At 62.4% G+C, this 18,257-nt stretch carries 18 protein-coding genes; 7 read left to right on the top strand and 11 right to left on the bottom strand.

Going from position 1 to position 18,257, the window contains the following annotated elements:
• The first annotated feature begins 15 nt into the window (after positions 1-15).
• The 5 genes from C4J83_RS21550 (at position 16) to yegS (ending at position 3,843) form a co-directional block, all read left to right on the top strand.
• Positions 16-804 carry a ParA family protein gene (locus C4J83_RS21550; protein WP_014719332.1) on the top strand — a complete coding sequence of 263 codons (789 nt, stop codon included), beginning with the start codon at positions 16-18 and terminating at the stop codon, positions 802-804.
• Positions 804-1,598, top strand: a complete 795-nt coding sequence (locus tag C4J83_RS21545; RefSeq protein ID WP_124418160.1) for a CheW domain-containing protein — start codon at positions 804-806, stop codon at positions 1,596-1,598. Before C4J83_RS21550 ends, C4J83_RS21545 begins: the two co-directional genes overlap by 1 nt.
• 79 nt (positions 1,599-1,677) lie before the next feature.
• The gene (locus tag C4J83_RS21540) at positions 1,678-2,163 is read left to right on the top strand and encodes a chemotaxis protein CheW (RefSeq protein ID WP_106576477.1); all 486 of its coding nucleotides are present in this window, start codon (positions 1,678-1,680) and stop codon (positions 2,161-2,163) included.
• Positions 2,164-2,556 carry a DUF2802 domain-containing protein gene (locus tag C4J83_RS21535; protein WP_106576478.1) on the top strand — a complete coding sequence of 131 codons (393 nt, stop codon included), beginning with the start codon at positions 2,164-2,166 and terminating at the stop codon, positions 2,554-2,556. It abuts the gene before it with no gap.
• Between the two features lie 366 nt (positions 2,557-2,922).
• Positions 2,923-3,843 (top strand): lipid kinase YegS, encoded by a 921-nt coding sequence (gene yegS / locus C4J83_RS21530; RefSeq protein WP_119742318.1) that lies wholly within the window; start codon positions 2,923-2,925, stop codon positions 3,841-3,843.
• On the opposite strand, the gene C4J83_RS21525 is transcribed toward yegS, so the two are convergent.
• The 3 genes from C4J83_RS21525 to C4J83_RS21515 form a co-directional block, all read right to left on the bottom strand.
• Positions 3,802-4,461 (bottom strand): response regulator transcription factor, encoded by a 660-nt coding sequence (locus tag C4J83_RS21525; protein ID WP_106576481.1) that lies wholly within the window; start codon positions 4,459-4,461, stop codon positions 3,802-3,804. The genes yegS and C4J83_RS21525 overlap by 42 nt on opposite strands.
• Positions 4,458-5,351, bottom strand: coding sequence for a sensor histidine kinase (locus C4J83_RS21520; RefSeq protein WP_106576482.1), 894 nt, complete (start codon positions 5,349-5,351; stop codon positions 4,458-4,460). The genes C4J83_RS21525 and C4J83_RS21520 overlap by 4 nt, the downstream gene beginning before the upstream one ends.
• A gap of 351 nt (positions 5,352-5,702) precedes the next feature.
• Complete coding sequence (locus tag C4J83_RS21515) at positions 5,703-6,152, bottom strand: hypothetical protein (RefSeq protein WP_177413708.1); 450 nt, start codon at positions 6,150-6,152, stop codon at positions 5,703-5,705.
• 607 nt (positions 6,153-6,759) lie between these two features.
• Here C4J83_RS21515 and C4J83_RS21510 point away from each other — a divergent pair.
• Both C4J83_RS21510 and C4J83_RS21505 read left to right on the top strand, forming a co-directional pair.
• On the top strand, positions 6,760-7,695 hold the full coding sequence (locus C4J83_RS21510; RefSeq protein WP_017134971.1) for a chemotaxis protein CheV: 936 nt from the start codon (positions 6,760-6,762) through the stop codon (positions 7,693-7,695).
• 330 nt (positions 7,696-8,025) lie between these two features.
• Positions 8,026-8,832, top strand: coding sequence for an MOSC domain-containing protein (locus tag C4J83_RS21505; RefSeq protein ID WP_124418159.1), 807 nt, complete (start codon positions 8,026-8,028; stop codon positions 8,830-8,832).
• A gap of 64 nt (positions 8,833-8,896) precedes the next feature.
• Here C4J83_RS21505 and ppnP read toward each other — a convergent pair whose 3' ends face one another.
• The 8 genes from ppnP to C4J83_RS21465 all read right to left on the bottom strand — a co-directional run bounded on the left by ppnP (position 8,897) and on the right by C4J83_RS21465 (position 18,226).
• Positions 8,897-9,178 (bottom strand): pyrimidine/purine nucleoside phosphorylase, encoded by a 282-nt coding sequence (gene ppnP, locus C4J83_RS21500; RefSeq protein WP_124418158.1) that lies wholly within the window; start codon positions 9,176-9,178, stop codon positions 8,897-8,899.
• Positions 9,179-9,355: 177 nt separating this feature from the next.
• Positions 9,356-9,898 carry a 3'-5' exonuclease gene (locus tag C4J83_RS21495; RefSeq protein WP_124418157.1) on the bottom strand — a complete coding sequence of 181 codons (543 nt, stop codon included), beginning with the start codon at positions 9,896-9,898 and terminating at the stop codon, positions 9,356-9,358.
• Positions 9,899-9,964: 66 nt separating this feature from the next.
• Positions 9,965-11,893, bottom strand: a complete 1,929-nt coding sequence (locus C4J83_RS21490) for an acetyl/propionyl/methylcrotonyl-CoA carboxylase subunit alpha (protein WP_124418156.1) — start codon at positions 11,891-11,893, stop codon at positions 9,965-9,967.
• A 111-nt stretch (positions 11,894-12,004) separates the two neighbouring features.
• Positions 12,005-12,772, bottom strand: coding sequence for an enoyl-CoA hydratase/isomerase family protein (locus C4J83_RS21485; protein ID WP_124418155.1), 768 nt, complete (start codon positions 12,770-12,772; stop codon positions 12,005-12,007).
• The gene (gene atuD / locus C4J83_RS21480) at positions 12,769-13,926 is read right to left on the bottom strand and encodes a citronellyl-CoA dehydrogenase (RefSeq protein WP_119742330.1); all 1,158 of its coding nucleotides are present in this window, start codon (positions 13,924-13,926) and stop codon (positions 12,769-12,771) included. The genes C4J83_RS21485 and atuD overlap by 4 nt, the downstream gene beginning before the upstream one ends.
• A 15-nt stretch (positions 13,927-13,941) precedes the next feature.
• A complete protein-coding gene (gene atuC, locus C4J83_RS21475; protein WP_124418154.1) occupies positions 13,942-15,558 on the bottom strand; it encodes a geranyl-CoA carboxylase subunit beta in 1,617 nt (538 codons plus the stop codon).
• 3 nt (positions 15,559-15,561) lie between these two features.
• Entirely contained in the window at positions 15,562-16,434 is an 873-nt protein-coding gene (locus C4J83_RS21470) for an SDR family oxidoreductase (protein WP_124418153.1), read from the bottom strand.
• Between the two features lie 13 nt (positions 16,435-16,447).
• The gene (locus tag C4J83_RS21465; RefSeq protein ID WP_124418152.1) at positions 16,448-18,226 is read right to left on the bottom strand and encodes an acyclic terpene utilization AtuA family protein; all 1,779 of its coding nucleotides are present in this window, start codon (positions 18,224-18,226) and stop codon (positions 16,448-16,450) included.
• Positions 18,227-18,257 lie beyond the last annotated feature (31 nt).

The raw sequence follows: 18,257 nt of genomic DNA, 5'->3' as shown, positions 1-18,257 counted from the left end.
GGAGGAACCAACCGAATGAGAGTCTGGGCAGTTGCCAATCAAAAGGGTGGAGTCGGCAAGACCACCACCTCCATCGCCTTAGCCGGCTTGTTGGCCGAGGCGGGCAAGCGTGTGGTCGTGGTCGACCTCGACCCGCATGGCTCGATGACCAGCTATTTCGGCTACGACCCGGATGCGCTGGAACACAGTTGCTACGACCTGTTCCTGCACAAAGGCAGCGTGCCCGCCGACTTGCCGGGGCAATTGCTGCTGCCCACCAGTAACGAAAGCATTTCCCTGCTGCCGTCCAGCACTGCGCTGGCGACCCTGGAGCGGCAGTCGCCGGGGCAGAGCGGTTTGGGCCTGGTGATCGCCAAGACCCTGGCGCAGCTGTGGCAAGACTTCGACTACGCGATCATCGACAGCCCACCGTTGCTGGGCGTGCTGATGGTTAACGCCTTGGCGGCCAGCCAGCAGTTGGTGATCCCGGTGCAGACCGAGCACCTGGCGGTCAAAGGCCTGGAGCGCATGGTCAGCACGCTGGCGATGATTAACCGTTCGCGCAAGCAGGCGCTGCCGTTCAGCATCGTGCCGACGTTGTTCGACCGTCGTACCCAGGCGTCCCTTGGCACCTTGCGGGTCTTGCGCGATGCCTACCCGGACACCATCTGGAATGGCTACATCCCGGTCGACACGCGCCTGCGCGACGCCAGCCGCGCGGGCCTGACGCCTTCGCAGTTCGATGGCAAAAGCCGTGGCGTGCTGGCGTACCGCGCGTTGCTCAAGCATTTGCTGTCGCAACAGCTTGTGGCGCAGGTGGCGTGATGAACCGTCCCGTTGAACTTAAGACCCGGCCGCAACTGGCGCTGGAATCCTACCTGGATGCCTTGCTGCAGGACGCGACCGCGGAGCAACTGCCGGAACCGATTCTGCTGCTTGAACCGGTGGTAGAAGCCGAAAGCACGCTGGATGAGTTCCAGTTGGCAGTGCTCGAAGAACAAGCCCGCGATGCGCACCTGGTGCCTGTGGTTGAGCCGATAGAGCCGATTGCGCCAGCGGTGGTGGCGCCCATGGTGGTCGAGCCGGTGGTGGAAGTCCATCTGCCGCCGAGCATCACCCCGCCGCCAGTCACCGGAGATGGCCGCCCGGCGTGGGCCTCCGAGCCGTTCGAATGCCTGTTGTTCGATGTCGCCGGGTTGACCCTGGCGGTGCCGCTGGTGTGCCTGGGCTCGATCTATTCGCTGGAAGGCCAGGAGCTGACGCCGCTGTTCGGGCAACCGGAGTGGTTTCTCGGCATCCTGCCAAGCCAGGCCGGCAACCTCAAGGTGCTGGACACCGCGCGCTGGGTAATGCCCGACCGCTACCGCGATGATTTTCGCCAGGGTTTGCAGTATGTGATTTCTGTTCAGGGCTACGAGTGGGGGCTGGCGGTGCATCAAGTCAGCCGCTCGTTGCGCCTGGACCCCAATGAAATCAAATGGCGCAGCCACCGGGGTCAACGGCCGTGGTTGGCCGGCACCGTGATTGAACACATGTGCGCGTTGCTCGACGTCGCCGAGCTGGCTGAGTTGATCGCCAGCGGCGCGGTAAAAGCGATGCCGCAGAACAAACGCAGTTGATTGAACAATAAGGCCCGCATGCAAGTGCGGTCAGCGAAGTACATACGCCGTGAAAACGGTATTTGAAGGGGTCCGAGGAATGAACAAGTCAGCATCCGCACAAGGTTTGGTCGATGATCCAATCCTGCAATGGGTAACCTTCAAACTGGACAACGAGTCCTACGGCATCAACGTGATGCGCGTGCAGGAAGTGTTGCGCTACACCGAGATCGCGCCGGTACCGGGTGCGCCGAGCTACGTGCTGGGCATCATCAACCTGCGCGGCAACGTGGTGACCGTGATCGACACCCGCCAGCGTTTTGGCCTGGTGCCGACCGAGGTTAACGACAACACGCGTATCGTCATCATCGAGGCCGACAAGCAAGTGGTCGGGATCATGGTCGACAGCGTGGCCGAAGTGGTTTACCTGCGCCAATCGGAAGTCGAAACCGCGCCGAACGTGGGCAACGAGGAATCGGCCAAGTTCATCCAGGGCGTGTGCAACAAGAACGGCGAACTGCTGATTCTGGTTGAGCTGGACAAGATGATGAGCGAAGAAGAATGGCAGGACCTGGAGAACATCTGATTGTTTCTTGAAGCGGCGGTGATTGTCCTGGCCCTGTTGTGGGCCGGGACCTTGGCGTTCCTGCTGCGCTATATGCGCCAGCAACGCGAATTGGCCCAGCAACAGGCCGAGCGCGATGCCGTGCGTGACCGGCGCATTCTTGACCTGGTCAAGCGCGTGGATCACTTCCAGCAGACTGCGGTAAAGGTCGGGGACGAGGTGCATGAACTGCGCGCGATTCTCGGGCCGCTGCCGGACAAGCTGGCGCAGATCGAACAACGCGACCCTTCGAGCCTGTCGTTCGCCCAGGCGGCGAAGCTGGTGGGCATGGGCGCGACCGTGGATGAGCTGACGCAGTCGTGTGGCTTGACCCAGGCTGAAGCGCAATTGATGAGTAAGTTGCACAAAAGCTGACGCAGGTTGCTGCACCTGTCCGACGTTGCTGGCAGGCTTTGCTGTGGGAGCTGGCTTGCCTGCGATGCGCACACCTCGGTACACCAGGCACACTCGATAGATGCCATCTGACATGTGTGCCTCGCCCTCGGACGGATTAGAGAGTGCAGGCGAGCATTTGCGCCGACTGTTCAATCCAGCGGCATGCGCTGTCTGCCGACGGCAAGCAATGGGATGCCGTAGAACCTGTGCCCAACGGCAAGGTATCGATGTGCAACGCGATGGATAACTTCCAGGCGGCCAATAAATTTGCGTCTCCGATGGCTTTTTTTCCTCCGGCCAAGGTCCACATCCTTCAAGCACCTTTGAACCCAGGAGAATCCCCGCATGACCACCCCCAAGGCACTGTTGATCCTGCACGGCAAGCAAGCCCTCAACGAGGACGTGCGCGCCGCCGTGCAGGCCCGTCGTGAGCAGGGCTGGGAGCTGGCGGTGCGGGTCACTTGGGAGGGCGGCGACGCCCAGCGCATCGTCAATGAGGCCCTGGCCGACGGCTATACCCACCTGATCGCCGGTGGCGGCGACGGCACGTTGCGCGACGTGGCCGAAGCCATGGCGCTGGCCGAGACCGACGCCAGCCTGGTGCTGATGCCGTTGGGCACCGCCAATGATTTTGCCCGCGCCGCCGGTGTGCCGCTGCAGCCTGCGCATGCGCTGGCGCTGCTGGACGTACCGCCCAAAGCCATCGACCTCGGCCAGGCTGGCGGGCAAATGTTCCTCAATATGGCCACTGGCGGGTTTGGCAGCCAGGTCACGGCCAACACCTCCGAAGACCTGAAAAAAGTCCTCGGCGGCGCGGCCTACCTGTTCACCGGGTTGACGCGTTTCAGTGAGTTGAAGGCTGCCTATGGCGAGCTGGAAGGGCCGGGCTTCCATTGGAAGGGCGACCTGCTCGCGCTGGGGATCGGCAACGGTCGTCAGGCGGGCGGCGGGCATGTGCTGTGCCCTGGCGCGTTGGCCGACGATGGCTTGCTGGATATCAGCATTCTGCCGGCACCTCAGGAGGTGGTTGGCACGCTGATGACGCTGATGAGCGACGGCTGGGGCCTGGACAACATGTTTGTGCGCGCGCGCCTGCCGTGGGTCGAGATCAAAGTGGCCGAAGGGCTGTACATCAACCTGGACGGTGAACCGTTAAAAGGCGATGACCTGCGGTTCTCTGCACTGCCCAAAGCCTTGCGTGTGCACCTGCCGTTGAACTCGCCGCTAATCGTCCAGGCTGATGATCTGCTCGCGAACGGCGAATAGCACCAGGCCCGCTACGTCGAATATCTGCAGGCGCTTCATGATTTGCGAGCGATGCGCCTCCACGGTCTTGATGCTCAGGCCCAGGCCGTGGGCGATCTCCCGGGTGGATTTGCCGCGCACGATCAGGCGCAGAATTTCAAGCTGACGCGCCGTGAGATTGTGGCTGTGGGCGACGGGGGACGTCGGCCCCTGGCTGCGGATCAGCGCCTGATTGATCACGGTGTGGGCAATCGCCGGGCTCAGGTAGCGCTCGTTGTTGCGCAAGGCGAGCAGGGCGTGTTCCAACTCGTTGGCGGTGGTGTCCTTGAGCAGGTAGCCATGGGCGCCGGACTCCAGCGCCCGCATGATCAGCTCCGGGTCGGTGTGCATCGACAGGATCAGTACTTTGCTTTTGGGGTAGGCCGTCTTGAGTTGCTGCAATGCGTCCAGGCCACCGACGTGCTTCATCGACAGGTCCAGCAGCACGATATCCGGCTGCAGTGCGCTGAATTTTTCCAGTAACTGCGCGCCATCACTGGCTTCACCGATCACGGTGTAGCCGGGAATATCCTGGATCAGCGCGCGCACGCCGGCCCGAATCAGTGCGTGGTCATCCACCAGAAGTAAATTGCAGGTCACTCGAGAACCTTAGGGGAACTGGCCCGTTCGAGGGCGCGCGGCGCCCAGGGGAAAAGCGCGTCGATCCGGGTCCCTTTGCCAGGTTGGCTGTTGACGGACAAAGTGCCCCCCAACTGATCTATCCGCTCGGACATGCCGGCCATGCCCCGTTGGCCTTCCAGGCCGGGGTTGATGGCAGGCGAGAAGCCCAGGCCGTCGTCGCAGATCATCAGCGACAGGCCTTCGGGCAGGCGTTGCAGGCGCACCAGCAGGTTGTGCGCCTGGGCATGGCGAAGCATGTTGGTCACCGCTTCCTGGGTGATCCGAAAGGCCGCCACGGCCATCTCTTCGGGAATGCCGGTCAGCCGTTGCTGGCATTCCAGGCTCCAGTGCACCGGGGTGTTTTCCAGGGTCTTGAGCAGGTGCGCGCGCAGGCTGGCTTCCAACCCCAGGCTGGCCAGCTGCCTCGGGTTGAGAATGGCCGAGACGTCGCGCACTTTGGCCAGGGTTTCATTCAAGGTGTTGCACAGCACCGTGCACTGGCTTTGCAGGTCTGGCGGCAAGCGGCGCTTGAGCCATTCGCTTTGCAGCTTGGCGGCAGTGAGCAGTTGGCCGATGTCGTCATGCAATTCGCGGCTGAGGCGATGCCGTTCGTTTTCTTGCACTTGCAGTAAGCGATCGGCCAGTTCCTGCGGCTGGAATTTTATCGATTTGCGCGAGCGCCACTGTTGCACGCCCACCACCAGCAACGTGGCCAGGTTGAGCAAAGGGATCAACAACGGCAACGGTGCGGAACGGGTATAGGCCCACAGGCTGACCAGCAAGGAGCAAAGGCACAGGGCGAGAACGATGCGGCGGGCATTGCTGCGGGACACGGCTCTTGCGATGAGTGACTTTAGGCTGGCGTACATAGCGGATGGAGCCAATGAAGGTTCGCTGCGGGAAGACCGGTCACGGCGGCTGACGGGGCTCTGTTTGGAATGCGGTGCCGAAACATCTTTTATACATCATGAAGTTGAGTCACTTCGAGCGGGGCATAGTACCACCACTATTACCGTTGGTCGCCTGGCGACTCGCCTCATGGGTTATTAACCACGCATAAACTCCCAGGGCCCTAATCTGCGCGTTAAAGGGTCCCGGAGTTGAAACAGCAGGCCGTTGTATTAAGGAAGTGGGTGGGCAGAGTTATAGCGCTGATCGCTAATTGATATGTTGCTGTCGTTATTAGATAACTCACTGATTAAATACGACCTCTACGCTCATCACGAGGTGTGATGTAAGCGTTGCTGCGGTTTATAACCGAAGTCTTTTTGCGGGATCTGCAAGGTGACTGTCGCAATCAATTTAGTTTGTTCGCTTTCATCCAGGGCCAGTTCGCCGGTGCGGGTGTCGATCAATTCCAGTTGCCACGCCAGCAGTGTCAGGCAGTCATGCAAGGCATTGAGCGCCTGATCATGCAGTTCCATGGGGCAGGCGGCGTTGGCAATCAGGTATTGAATATGCCGAGAGAATTCGCTGATCGCCTGCAGGGCCAGGCCCTCGGCCTTTTCAGCCAGGTTGCTCAAACTGATTTTCATGCAGTCGATGGCATCGCTGTCGTTGCGGATCAGATGCAAGTGGTTCAAGCACTCTTGCGACTTGGCCAGGAGCATCTCGGCCTCAAGCAGGAATTCGGGAAGTGCAGTTTGCCATTCGTTTGCGTTATTCATCATGCATGTCTCCGTAACATAAGCTCGGGTGATGAGATGCCGCACCGGGTGAATGGCGTAAACCTACCGCTGAAATATGACTGAAATCTGTAGCCCGCTTCCGAAATTCCAGTAGGACCGTTATTTGAATGATCACGATAGCCGTGAGTGGCCCTGGTCATTCGGGTCGCTTGCACAACTTTGGATGCCGCCACGGCAATCTCTAAAAGACCCGTGGGCCGAGGGCTTGGGATGGCAAACAAAAGCGTGACTCCATTCATGCAATGAGAATGGCGTCACATTAATGGCTATTAGATATCGCGAATATCAGGTTGGGCCTGATTGTGCATAGGGGATTCCCTTACGCAGCGGAACCTCGCGTCGATTTGAAGGTCGCGCGACGTTGCTTGAGTGCCGTTTGAAGAGGCCGTTGCAGTAAACCATGATGTCAGTGTGACATCAATGAATTTACGTGGCATTTTACCGGGGTCAAGCTCTGGCGATCGCCGCCGATAACGAGCATAGGCGCAAGCGTGCTCGCGAACAATTCAAAGACGGCGCGTTGGTCGGCAGGGTCGCGATACCCGACCCGCTTGAACCAGCCGCACATACACCACATCAGGAGCTTTTAATGGCCGGCATTCTCGACACGGTAGATCAACGCACGCAACTGGTGGGTGAGAATCGCCTGGAGATTCTCATGTTTCGCCTGGCCGGGCGGCAGCTGTTCGCGATCAACGTGTTCAAGGTGCAGGAAGTCCTGCAGTTGCCCAAGCTGACCCTGATGCCCCAGCGTCACCCGTTTGTGTGTGGCGTGGTCAACCTGCGCGGCCAGACCCTGCCGGTGATCGACCTGTCGCAGGCGATTGGCATGCGTCCGCTGGTGCCGGGGCCCAACAGCACGATTATCGTCACCGAGTACAACCGCTCGGTGCAGGCATTCCTGGTGGGCGGTGTGGACCGCATCGTCAACATGAACTGGGAAGCCATCCTGCCGCCACCGGCCAGCGCCGGTCGCCAGCATTACCTCACCGCCATCAGCAAGGTCGATGACCAGTTGGTGGAAATCATCGACGTGGAAAAAGTCCTCGCCGAAATCGTGCCGTACAACGCCAAGGTCTCCCGCGAGAAACTCGAAGACCCGGTACTGGAGCGCGCCCGTGGCCGCGAAGTGCTGTTGGTGGACGACTCCAATGTGGCCCTGTCGCAACTGCGCGACACCCTTGGCCAGCTTGGGGTGAAGATGCACATCGCCAGTGATGGCCTCAAGGCGCTGAACATGCTCAAGGCCTGGGCCGACAGCGGCCAGGTGATGACCGACAAACTGCTGATGATCTTTACCGACGCCGAAATGCCCGAGATGGACGGCTACCGCCTGACTACCGAAATTCGCAATGATCCGCGCCTGCGGGGGCTTTACGTGGTGCTGCACACCTCGCTGTCGGGCAGCTTCAACGACTCGATGGTGAAAAAGGTCGGTTGCGATAACTTCCTGTCCAAATTCCAGCCCGACAAGCTGGTGGATGTGGTGCGCCAACGCCTGATGCTGGATGAAGTGCCGGCCTGATTCTTTGTGAGGAACTTAGGGTTGGATGAGCCGGCTCTTTGTGGTGAGCAGGCTTGCCCTGCGTTGGGCTGCGCAGCGGCCCCTTAAGGACGCTGCGGTGTCTCAGCAGAACTGCGGGGTCTGGCTTTGGGGCTGCTTCGCAGCCCAACGCGGGGCAAGCCCGCTCGCCACGGTAAGTTCGCTCGCCACAGTAAGTCGCTGGCCAGAGTAAGTCTGGGGGCGCGGCGAGTCTGCGCGTTGCACCTGCTTGTTGACTGTGGGGGCGTCGCCCTTTGATTCCGGGGCTGCCTGCTATAGGGTGGCGCTTTGTCCCCTCAGGAACGCAGGCTCATGCTTCGTCTCAGCGCGTTGTACCGTTACCCCTTGAAGTCCGGCAAGGCCGAAGCCTTGCAGCAGGTCGGTCTGGATCAACTCGGGCTGGACGGGGATCGACGCTGGATGTTGGTCGACGAAGCCAGCGGGCGATTTCTGACGCAGCGGGCGGTGGCGAAGATGAGCCAGTTGTCGGCGTTGTGGAACAGCGCCGGTGGCTTGACCCTGAGTACGCCAGGCATGGCGCCGCTGGAGGTGGCCTTACCCGGCAGCGATGCCGAACTGCGCGGGGTGACGATCTGGCGCGATACCCTGCGTGTGCCGGATGCCGGCGATGCGGCGGCGGCCTGGGTCAGTGACTTTATCGGCAAAGCCACGCGGCTGGTGCAGATGCCACTGGCCCGTGCACGCACCACCGAGGCCGGTTTCGGCAAAGATGGCGACCAGGTGGCGTTTGCCGACGGCTACCCGCTGTTGTTGATCGGCCAGGCGTCCCTGGACGACCTTTCCCGGCAGGTTGGCCGGCCCATGGAAATGCTGCGCTTTCGCCCCAATCTGGTGATCGAAGGCAGTCAAGCGTACGCCGAAGATGGCTGGAAGCGCCTGCGTATCGGCGACGTTGAGTTCCGAGTGGTCAAGCCCTGTGCTCGTTGTATTCTCACCACGATTGACCCGGCGACCGGCGAACGCAGTGCCGATCGCGAACCCTTCGCCACGCTCGATGCCTATCGCAAGACGGAACACGGCGCCCTGTTCGGCCAGAACCTGGTCAACGATGACCTGGGCCTTCTGCAAGTGGGCATGCCCGTGACCATCATCGAGTAACACGTTCGTGCATAAAAAATGCCCGTCTCCTGCGAGACGGGCATTTTTTTGACCGGTGCAACCCTTAGCCGCGGTATTCGCACAGGTAAGCAGTGTTTACCGCGACCTTCAGCTGGAACTTGCTGTTGGCCGGTACGTTGAACTGGCTGCCGGCAGCGAAGGTTTCCCAGTCGGCGTCGGGCAGTTTCACGGTCAGGGCGCCGGACACCACGTGCATGATTTCACGCTGGGCGGTACCGAATTCGTATTCACCCGGGGCCATCACGCCGATGGTCGCCGGACCTTCTGCGGTGCCGAAAGCGATCGACTTGACGGTGCCGTCGAAGTATTCGTTGACTTTGAACATGGGTGAATCCTCGAAAAGTGGATTAAGGCTTCCTGCTCTGTATGGACGTGCTTGCCTGCGATGAGGCCCTTGGGCCTGGCTTCGCTCAGGCGCACGTCAAGACCGGCACGCCGGCTCCTACAGAACAGCAGGATATTGGAAAAGGCCGGCCAGTATGCCCAAGCCTTTGCGCGCTGCCTAGACCGGCAAAATCAATGGCAGCAGGCGCGCGGTGTTGCGCGCATCTTCCAGCGCCCGGTGTTGCTGACCCTGAAACTGCATCCCCGCCAATTGCAGCGCGCCGTTGAGGCCCAGCGGCTTATCCAGGCGCCGGGCCTTGGCGAAGCGCTGCTTGAGGTTCACATGCGGCGTTTGCGCGAGCGCGCTGGCCAGGCCATGGCGTTGCCATTCGAGTTCAAGCTGCTTGCGATCGTAGTCGCCCCAGCTGGCCCAGCCTTCCAGGCGCGTCTGATGCTGGCCCAGCCAGCGTTCGAACAGTGGCCACACGTCGGTCATCGGTGCAGCGGCGTCGATGTTGGCCTGGGTGATGTGGGTGAGCTGTCGGCAGAACGGCGTCAGCAACGGCCGACGCAGCGGCCGCACAAAGCGCTGGAAGTGATCCAGTTCACGGCCTTGGCGGTTCACCAGGCTCGCGCCGATCTCGATGACTTCCATCTCCGTCACGGGCCAGCCGCCTTCATCCGTTGTGGCTTCAAGGTCAATAATCAGCCAATGAGGCATCGCGCAGGTTCCCGTACTCGTCCCTTCCTGATGGGGATAGAGCGTAGCCGGGCCGTGTAGTTCCGCCTAGGCCTTTTCGATCTCCAGTAAAACCTGGCGATTGTGCACTTGAGCGCCTGCAATCACCTGCACGTTTTTGATCACGCCGTCGATGCCGGCCGTCAGCGGATGCTCCATCTTCATCGCTTCGAGCACCAGCAGCAATTGACCCTGGGTGACGCGCTGACCGGCGCTGACCCGAATGTCGACAATGGCACCGTCCATCGGCGCCTTGACGGTGCCGCTGCCGGCATCGACCTGGCGGCTGGCGACCTGCTGAGTACGGTTGATCACCCGCACGCCGGGCAGCCAGAGCTGTGCATCGTCGAGGTGGTAGGCGACGCGGCGGCGCACGCCGTTGATCTCCAGCGTGGCCCGGCGGCCATCGGTGCTGAGGTTGCGAATGTCGATGCCGTTGGCCTGCAGGTGGTTGGCGTGCAGCACGCTCACGGCGACCTCGTGGGGTGCGTCGTTAATATCCAGGCGATAGGTCCAAGGCACGCTGGCGTTGTTGCGCCAGCCCGTTAAACCTGAGTGGTGGGTACCGGCGCTGTGGTGATAAAACAGCGCGGCGGCCAGGGCGATCTGTTCATCTGTGGCTGCCTGACGGGGAATCTCGCTGAAGTGCTTGGCGATGAATCCGGTGCTGAAATCGCCGGCGATAAAGTCCGGGTGTTCAAGCAGATCGGCGAGCAGTCGCTGGTTGGTCGTTACGCCCAGCAATACCGTGTCTTGGACTGCTCGCAGCAGTTTGCGCCGAGCTTCTTCACGGGTGGCGCCGTGAGCGATGATCTTGCCGAGCATGGCGTCGTAGAACGGGCTGATGCGTTGGCCTTCGAGTACGCCGTGGTCGGTCCGCACGCCGACGGCAGGCTCCCAGCGCAGCACGTCACCGGTTTGCGGCACAAAGCCCTGCGTCGGGTCTTCGGCGTACAGGCGCACTTCCAGGGCGTGACCGCTTAAGGCCACGTCGGCCTGTGTGAGTGGCAGCGCTTCACCGGCTGCGATGTGCAGTTGCCAGGCCACCAGGTCGAGGCCGGTGATCAGCTCGGTAACGGGGTGCTCCACTTGCAGGCGCGTGTTCATTTCCAGGAAATAGAATTGGCCGTCGCGGTCGAGCAGGAATTCCACCGTGCCGGCGCCCACGTAATTGACCGCCCGCCCGGCTTTCAGGGCGGCTTCGCCCATGGCTTGGCGCAGTTGCGGGGTCATCACGGGGCAGGGGGCTTCTTCAATGACTTTCTGATGGCGGCGCTGGATCGAGCAATCGCGTTCGCCCAGGTAGATGAGCTGGCCGTGGCTGTCGCCGAACAATTGAATTTCGACATGGCGCGGGTCGATCAGCGCGCGCTCGAGGATCAGTTCGTCGCTGCCGAAGGCGTTCATCGCTTCAGAGCGGGCGGTGCGCAGTGAGTCGAGCAGCTGGCTGCTGTCGTGCACCAGGCGCATGCCGCGCCCGCCGCCGCCGGCGCTGGCCTTGATCATCAGAGGGTAGCCAATGCGCTTGGCTTGCTCTTGCAGGGTGGCGTCGTCTTGGCGGCCGCCTTGGTAACCGGGTATGCACGGCACGCCCGCCTCGAGCATGGCCAGTTTGGACAGGCGTTTGCTGCCCATCAGTTCGATGGCCTCAACGCTTGGGCCGATGAAGGTGATGTTCGCGTGTTGGCAGGCGCGGGCGAAGTCGGCGTTTTCGGAGAGAAAGCCATAGCCGGGGTGGATGGCGTCGGCGCCTGTGATGTTGGCTGCGTTGAGAATGGCGGCGATGTTGAGGTACGACTGCTGGACAGGCGCCGGGCCGATGTTGACGGCTTCGTCGGCCATCTGCACATGCAGGGCCTGGGCGTCGGCATCGCTGTAGACCGCCACGGTGCGGTAGCCCAGGGCCTGGGCGGTGCGCTGGATGCGACAGGCAATTTCGCCGCGGTTGGCGATCAGGATTTTGCTGAATGTGGGCATTGGTTTATCCCTTGGCGCACGGGGTGAATGTTCTGGCCCCATCGCAGGCAAACCAGCTCCCACCATGTGAAAGGCGTTCTCCCGGTGGGAGCTGGCTTGCCTGCGATGGCGTCATTTGCACCAACCTGGCTTACGCTTTTGCACAAAAGCCTGCGTCCCCTCTATCCCTTCCATGCCCGTCACCGCCTCGGCAAACCACTGCGCTCCGCGATCCAGCACCGCCTCAAGCGGCTCGTCGGCACTGGCGAGCAACAGCGCTTTAGTCCGCCCATTCGCGCCCGGCGCACACTGCAGCACTTGTCCCAACACCTCATCCAGGCGCTGCGCCAGTGCCTGCGCATCGCTCTCGGCAAAATGCACCACGCCCAAGCGCTGCGCCTCAAGCCCATCAAACCGCGCCGCGGTCAGCGCCAGCCGGCGCGCCTGGGTCAGGCCGATCCGCTTGACCACAAACGGCGCGATCTGCGCTGGCAACAAGCCTAAGCTGGTTTCCGGCAAGCCGAATCGCGCCTGGTGATCGGCGATCGCAATGTCACTCACACACGCCAGCCCAAACCCACCCCCCAGCACTGCACCTTGCAGCACCACGATCACCACTTGCGGCACCGCCTCAACTTCTTGCAGCAAGGTGCCAAACGCGCGGTTCAGCGCCTGCAACTGCGCCGTGCCGCCGGCGGTGATCATGTCTTTCACATCCGCCCCCGCGCAGAAATGCCCACCCGCGCCGCTGATCACCAGCGCGCGCACCTGGCTGTCGAGCTGCGCCAACACCGCCCGCAGTTCGTTGACCATCTCCAGGCTCATGGCATTGCGATGCGCCGGGCGATTGAGGGTGATGTGCACCACACCGTTATGCGGTTCGAGCAGCAAGGTGTTCATGATTTTTTCCCGGGCAGCGTGCCCATCAATTTGCAGATGATGCCCAGCATGATTTCGTCGGCGCCGCCGCCAATCGATACCAGCCGTACGTCGCGGTAGGCGCGGGCCACCGGGTTGTCCCACATAAAGCCCATGCCGCCCCAGTATTGCAGGCAGCTGTCGCTGACCTCGCGGCCCAGGCGCCCGGCCTTGAGCTTGGCCATGGAGGCCAGGCGGGTCACGTCCTGGCCTTTGATGTACTGCTCGGTGGCCTGGTAGACCAGCGCGCGCAGGCATTCGATTTCAGTGGCCAGCTCGGCCAGGCGAAAGTGAATGACCTGGTTGTCGATCAGCGCTTTGCCGAAGGTCTGGCGTTCTTTGCAGTACTCAATGGTGCTGTCGATGCAGTACTCCAGGCCCTTGATCATGTTGGCCGCGCCAAACAGACGTTCTTCCTGGAACTGCAGCATTTGCATCATGAAACCCGCCCCTTCGTGGCCGATGCGATTGCGCTGCGGCACGCGCACACCGTCGAAGAACACCTGGGCCGTCTCGGAACTGTGCATGCCGAGCTTTTCCAGCGGTGGGCTGACGCTGATGCCTGGCGTGTTCATCGGCACCATGATCAGCGACTTGTTGATATGCGGCTTGTCGTCGGAGGTGTTGGCCAGCAGGCAAATGAAGTCGGCGCTGGGCGAATTGGTGATCCACATTTTGCTGCCGTTGATCACGTAGTCGTCGCCGTCCTTGCGGGCATGGGTTTTCAGCCCGGCGACGTCGGAGCCGGCGCCGGTTTCCGAGACGCCGATGCAGCCGACCTGCTCGCCGTTGATGGCCGGGCGCAGGAACTCGTCGCGCAGTTCATCGCTGCCGAAGCGGGCGAGGGCGGGGGTGCACATGTCGGTCTGCACGCCGATGGACATCGGGATGCCGCCGCAGCGAATGGTGCCGAATTCTTCAGCTGCCACAATGGAATAACTGTAATCCAGGCCCATGCCGCCGAATTGCTCCGGCTTGGAAATGCCCAGCAGGCCGAGATCGCCGGCCTTGCGAAAGATTTCGTGAATGGGGAAGCGCCCGGCTTTTTCCCATTCGTCCACATGCGGGTTGATCTCGCGATCGACGAAGGCGCGCACGGTGCGGCGCAGTTCCTGATGTTCCTGGGTAAAAATCATTGTGGTTGTTCTCCTTTAGAAACGCGCCACGCCGAAGCTGTTGGGTTGCAACTGCCGCATCTGGGCCTCATGGCAAATATCCAGCAGGTAACCCAGCAGCGTGCGGGTATCGCGTGGATCGATCAGCCCGTCGTCCCACAGATTTGCGCTGCCATAGAGCGCGGTGGACTGGCTGTCGAGCTTCTGCGCGGTGACCTGTTCGAGCATGTCGAGCACCTTGGGGTCGGGCACCAAACCCGCCTTCAATTGCTTGGCCTCGGTGACGATGCGCAGCACCTTGCCCGCCTGCGCGCCGCCCATCACCGCCGTGCGGCTGTTGGGCCAGGCGAAGATAAAGCGCGGGTCCAGGCCGCGGCCGCACATGGCGTAGTTGCCGGCGCCGTAGGAGCCGCCGACCACTACCGTGAGTTTCGGCACCCGCGCATTGGCCACCGCCTGGATCATCTTCGCGCCGTGCTTGATCACGCCGTGTTGCTCCGACTCGGTGCCCACCATGAAACCGGTGGTGTTGTGCAGGAACAGCAGCGGCGTGCGGCTCTGGTCGCACAGCTGGATAAATTGCGCGGCCTTGCTCGCGCCTTTGGGCGTGATCGGGCCGTTATTGCCGATCACGCCGACGGCGCGGCCCTGGATGTGCAAATGGCCGCAGACGGTGTGGGCGTCGAACTCGCCCTTGAATTCGAGGAAGTTGGAACCGTCGGCCAGGCGCGCGAGGATTTCGCGCACGTCGTAGGGCTTTTTCGGGTCGTCGGGGATCAGCCCCAACAGTTCTTCGATGGGGTACAGCGGTTCTGTGTAAGCGCGTTTTGGCGCACGCGGCAGGTGCTCATCCCAAGGCAACAGGCTGACGATCTCGCGCACGATGCGCACGCCGTCGGCATCGTTTTCGGCCAGGTATTCGGCGGTGCCGGCGGTTTGCGCGTGCATCTGGGCGCCGCCGAGTTCCTCATCGGTGGCCACTTCGCCGGTGGCGGCCTTGAGCAGCGGCGGTCCGGCGAGAAACAGCTTGGCCTTGCCGCGCACCACCACCACGTAATCCGACAGCCCCGGCTGATACGCACCGCCGGCCGTGGCCGAGCCGTGTACCACGGTGATTTGCGGCAGGCCCATGGCCGACATGCGCGCCTGGTTGGCAAAGCTGCGGGCGCCCTCGACGAAAATCTCGGCGGCGTAGTTGAGGTTGGCACCGCCGCTTTCGGCGAGTGTCACCACCGGCAGTTTGTTTTCCATGGCGATCTGTTGCAGGCGCAGGGATTTTTTCAGCCCCGTGGGGGAAATGGTGCCGCCCTTGATCGCGCTGTTATTGGCCACCACCAGCATGCGCACGCCGCTGACGTAGCCAATGCCGGCGATCAAGCCGCCGCCGGCCGCGCTGCCGTCTTTGTCGTCGTGGAGTTTGTAGCCGGCCAGACTGGCCAGCTCCAGGAACGGCGCGCCGGGGTCCAGCAGCAGGTTGAGGCGCTCGCGGGGCAGCAGTTGGCCGCGCGTGTCGAACTTGGGTTTGGCTTCCTGCGCCTTGCTGAGCAGGGCGTGCTCCAGCTGGCGCAGCTGCGCGATGGCGGCCAGCATCGCCTCGCGGTTTTGCGCGAACTGCGGGCTGTGGGCGTCGATCAAGCTTTCAATTGCCGGCATGGTTTATTGCTCCGCCTTGAGCACTTCGGGCAGGTAGGCGCGGTGGAAACCATTGAACGGCTCGCTCGGCGGTTCCGCCTTGGGCAGCGGCCAGGCGCGGCTGCCCAGGCTGGCGGCGCCGTCGATGCGCAAGGTGCTGCCGCTTATGAACGCGGCGGCGGGGCTGAGCAGGAACACGATAGCCGCGCTGACCTCCGATTCGGTGCCGATACGCTTGAGCGGCACGTGCTCGCGCAGGGTCGGGATCACCGCCTTGAAGGCGCCTTCGTAGGTGTCCATGCCGCTGGAGGCAATCCAGCCCGGCGCCACGGCGTTGACGCGCACCCCGGCGTAGCCCCATTCGAAGGCGGCGGTCTTGGTGAAGTTGTCCATGCCCGAACGCGCGGCGCCTGAGTGGCCCATGCCGGGCATGCCGCCCCACATGTCCGCGAGCATGTTGACGATGGCGCCGCCGTGCTTGCTCATCGACTGGTTGAACACTTCCCGCGCCATCAGGAAACCGCCGACCAGGTTGGTGCGCAGCACGGTTTCAAAGCCCTTTTGATTGATCGAGGCCAGGGGCGACGGGTATTGGCCGCCTGCGTTATTCACCAGCCCGTGAATCGGCCCGTGTGCGTGGAGCAGCTGCGTGACCAGCGCCTTCACCGCCTCTTCATCGCGTATATCGCAAGCCTGCCAATGGGCCGTGCCGCCGTCTTCGGCGATTTCAGCGGCCACCGTTTGCAGTTTTTCCGGTTTGCGCCCCACCAGAATCACTTGAGCGCCCAGGGCCGCGAGTTCATGCGCGGTGCAGCGGCCAATGCCACTGCCGCCACCGGTGACGATCACGGTTTGCCCGTGGAACAGGTCGGCTTTGAAGATTGAGTCGAAAGCCACGGCAACGCTCCTTTTAGTTGAGTTGATCGGCGATGTGTTGCGGCACGGCAATGGGAATTTCCAGCAGTTGCTGGGCGAAGGCTTTGCCCTGCGGGTCGATGCGCAGGCTGGCGATACCGCCGCCGCCCAGGGCGTTTTCCAGCAGGAAATTCAGGCTGTGGCTGCCGGGCAAGTACCAGCGTTCAACGCGGCCGTGGAGGGGGTCGAGCACGTGGCTCATCCAGTCGACGATCACCTCCGGGGTCAACGCTTCGGCGATCCACGGCAGGTAGTCGGGGTGGCGGGCGATCACGCCGATATTGCTGTGGTTGCCCTTGTCGCCGGAGCGCGCCACGGCCAGCTTTACCAGCGGCACATTGGCGTCGGCGCGGCCTTGGGGCTTGGGCGGGTCAATCGGCGCGGCTGGGGTGACCAGTGGCGCAGAGGCGGGCAGTTCAATGGCGTGACGCTGGCCTTGGAAGTCGATCACCGGCTCGCAGGCGGTTTTATCGATCAGGAACGAAAACAGCCGAATCAGCGGATACACCGTCGGCCGCCCGCCGACGATGCCGGTCAAGCCGGGCGCCATGCCAGTGGCCGCCTGGGCGATTTCGCGGGCGAACAGCACCACCGCCTGTTTGCTCGGGTGCCGCACCGCCAGTTTCATCACCACTTCGCGGCAGTCCTGACGCTGGGCGTGGGCGCCGTAGGTGGCTTCGCTGCCGAGCAGTTCGATATTCACCTCGGTATAAGGCGCCCAGCCGCGCTGGCTGAACAGTTCCGAAGTCTTGTTGATGATCGCCTGGCTGACGCGCTCGGCCTTGGCCACCGCGTCGATCCCGGCGATCAGGCAACTGGCGGTGCAACGAAAACCGTCCGGGTAGGTGGCGCTGACCTTGTACTGATCGGTGGGCGGCAAACCTTTGGCGCCGTGCAGGCGCACTTGGTTTTTGCCTTGCTGCTGCAGTTTGACCTGGCTGAAATCGCAGATCACATCGGGCAGCAGGTAGGCGCGCGGGTCGCCGATTTCATACAGCAGCTGTTCGGCCACACTGAGTTCGCTGATCAGCCCACCCGTACCGTCGACTTTATTGACGGTGAACTGGCCGTCGGCACTGACCTCTACGATGGGAAAACCAATGTGCTCGTAGTCCGGCACGTCACGCCAATCGGTGAAGTTGCCACCGGTGCACTGTGCGCCGCATTCGATGATGTGCCCGGCGAGGGCGGCTTGGGCGAGGCGGTCATAGTCCTGCCATGACCAGTTGAATTCGTGCACCAGTGCGGCGCTGACCACCGCACTGTCGACCACCCGGCCGGTGATCACGATGTCGGCGCCCAATTCAAGTGCCTTGGCAATGCCTGGCGCGCCGAGGTAGGCGTTGGCCGACACGCACATCGGTGGCAGCGGCGCGCCGTTGAACATATCGGTGACGCCGTGCAGATGCTTGAGCTGCGGTTGCAGGTCATCGCCCAGCAGCACGGCGATTTTCAGCGGGATTTGCGCCTTGTCGCAGGCCGCTTGCAGGGCGGCGGCGCAAGCGTGCGGGTTGATGCCGCCGGCATTGCTGATCACGCGGATGCCCTGGCGCTGGATGTCGCCCAGCAGCGGCGTGAGCACTTCGACGAAATCCGTGGCGTAGCCGGCTTGGTGATCTTTCATCCGCGCACCGGCGAGAATCGACATCGTGACTTCCGCCAGATAGTCGAACACCAGGTAATCCAGCGCCCCGCCATGCACCAGCTGGGCGGCGGCGGTGCAGGTGTCACCCCAGAAGGCGCTGGCGCAGCCGATACGTACCGTCTTGCTCATGAGAAATCCGTCCTCGAATGGCTGGCGTCGA

The organism is Pseudomonas sp. LBUM920 (assembly GCF_003852315.1).
GTDB lineage: Bacteria > Pseudomonadota > Gammaproteobacteria > Pseudomonadales > Pseudomonadaceae > Aquipseudomonas.
This window is presented reverse-complemented; position numbering and strand designations above follow the sequence as displayed.

Bases quoted from the DNA above. Each gene is read 5' to 3' on its own strand.
- C4J83_RS21550 (WP_014719332.1), top strand. From the start codon at position 16: ATGAGAGTCTGGGCAGTTGCCAATCAAAAGGGTGGAGTCGGCAAGACC.
- C4J83_RS21545 (WP_124418160.1), top strand. From the start codon at position 804: ATGAACCGTCCCGTTGAACTTAAGACCCGGCCGCAACTGGCGCTGGAA.
- C4J83_RS21540 (WP_106576477.1), top strand. From the start codon at position 1,678: ATGAACAAGTCAGCATCCGCACAAGGTTTGGTCGATGATCCAATCCTG.
- yegS (WP_119742318.1), top strand. From the start codon at position 2,923: ATGACCACCCCCAAGGCACTGTTGATCCTGCACGGCAAGCAAGCCCTC.
- C4J83_RS21520 (WP_106576482.1), bottom strand. From the start codon at position 5,351: ATGTACGCCAGCCTAAAGTCACTCATCGCAAGAGCCGTGTCCCGCAGC.
- C4J83_RS21515 (WP_177413708.1), bottom strand. From the start codon at position 6,152: ATGATGAATAACGCAAACGAATGGCAAACTGCACTTCCCGAATTCCTG.
- C4J83_RS21510 (WP_017134971.1), top strand. From the start codon at position 6,760: ATGGCCGGCATTCTCGACACGGTAGATCAACGCACGCAACTGGTGGGT.
- C4J83_RS21505 (WP_124418159.1), top strand. From the start codon at position 8,026: ATGCTTCGTCTCAGCGCGTTGTACCGTTACCCCTTGAAGTCCGGCAAG.
- ppnP (WP_124418158.1), bottom strand. From the start codon at position 9,178: ATGTTCAAAGTCAACGAATACTTCGACGGCACCGTCAAGTCGATCGCT.
- C4J83_RS21495 (WP_124418157.1), bottom strand. From the start codon at position 9,898: ATGCCTCATTGGCTGATTATTGACCTTGAAGCCACAACGGATGAAGGC.
- C4J83_RS21490 (WP_124418156.1), bottom strand. From the start codon at position 11,893: ATGCCCACATTCAGCAAAATCCTGATCGCCAACCGCGGCGAAATTGCC.
- C4J83_RS21485 (WP_124418155.1), bottom strand. From the start codon at position 12,772: ATGAACACCTTGCTGCTCGAACCGCATAACGGTGTGGTGCACATCACC.
- atuD (WP_119742330.1), bottom strand. From the start codon at position 13,926: ATGATTTTTACCCAGGAACATCAGGAACTGCGCCGCACCGTGCGCGCC.
- atuC (WP_124418154.1), bottom strand. From the start codon at position 15,558: ATGCCGGCAATTGAAAGCTTGATCGACGCCCACAGCCCGCAGTTCGCG.
- C4J83_RS21465 (WP_124418152.1), bottom strand. From the start codon at position 18,226: ATGAGCAAGACGGTACGTATCGGCTGCGCCAGCGCCTTCTGGGGTGAC.